The sequence below is a fragment of the Staphylococcus sp. HMSC072E01 genome (assembly GCF_001814125.1).
GTDB classification, from domain to species: domain Bacteria; phylum Bacillota; class Bacilli; order Staphylococcales; family Staphylococcaceae; genus Staphylococcus; species Staphylococcus hominis.
On the sequence record NZ_KV814982.1, the window covers coordinates 1 to 603 of the forward strand.

Annotated in this window: 1 tRNA gene and 2 rRNA genes; all 3 read right to left on the reverse strand. The window is 46.4% G+C overall.

What is annotated here, in order from left to right:
• Window positions 1-46: 46 nt before the first annotated feature.
• Window positions 47-119 (reverse strand) — tRNA-Val (locus HMPREF2953_RS07825).
• 14 nt (window positions 120-133) lie between these two features.
• A 5S ribosomal RNA gene (gene rrf / locus HMPREF2953_RS07830) occupies window positions 134-249 on the reverse strand.
• Between the two features lie 96 nt (window positions 250-345).
• Window positions 346-603, reverse strand: a 23S ribosomal RNA gene (locus HMPREF2953_RS07835); the annotation flags it as partial.

A 603-nucleotide genomic window follows, 5' to 3' on the forward strand; every position in this document is an offset into this window, starting at 1 on the left:
GATTAAAAGTCAGATGCTCTACCAACTGAGCTAACGGCTCAAAAAATGGAGGTTAACGGGATCGAACCGCTGACCCCCTGCTTGTAAGGCAGGTGCTCTCCCAGCTGAGCTAAACCTCCAAAAACAACAATTCGCGTGGCGACGTCCTACTCTCACAAAGGGAAACCCTTCACTACAATCGGCGCTAAGAAGCTTAACTTCTGTGTTCGGCATGGGAACAGGTGTATCCTTCTCGCTATCGCCACCACACTGGGTGTTGTTTCTTATTGAGTTGAATCTTCATTCACTCAAAACTGGATTGAAGTTTGAATCAAAATAACCAAGTTGCTTTTACTTATCCATTCTTTGGTTAAGTCCTCGACCGATTAGTATTGGTCCGCTCCAACTATCACTAGCCTTCCACTTCCAACCTATCTACCTGATCATCTCTCAGGGGTCTTACTTTCTTAAAGAAATGGGAAATCTCATCTTGAGGTGGGCTTCACACTTAGATGCTTTCAGCGTTTATCCCTTCCCTACATAGCTACCCAGCAATGCCCTTGGCAGAACAACTGGTACACCAGCGGTAAGTCCATCCCGGTCCTCTCGTACTAAGGACAGCTC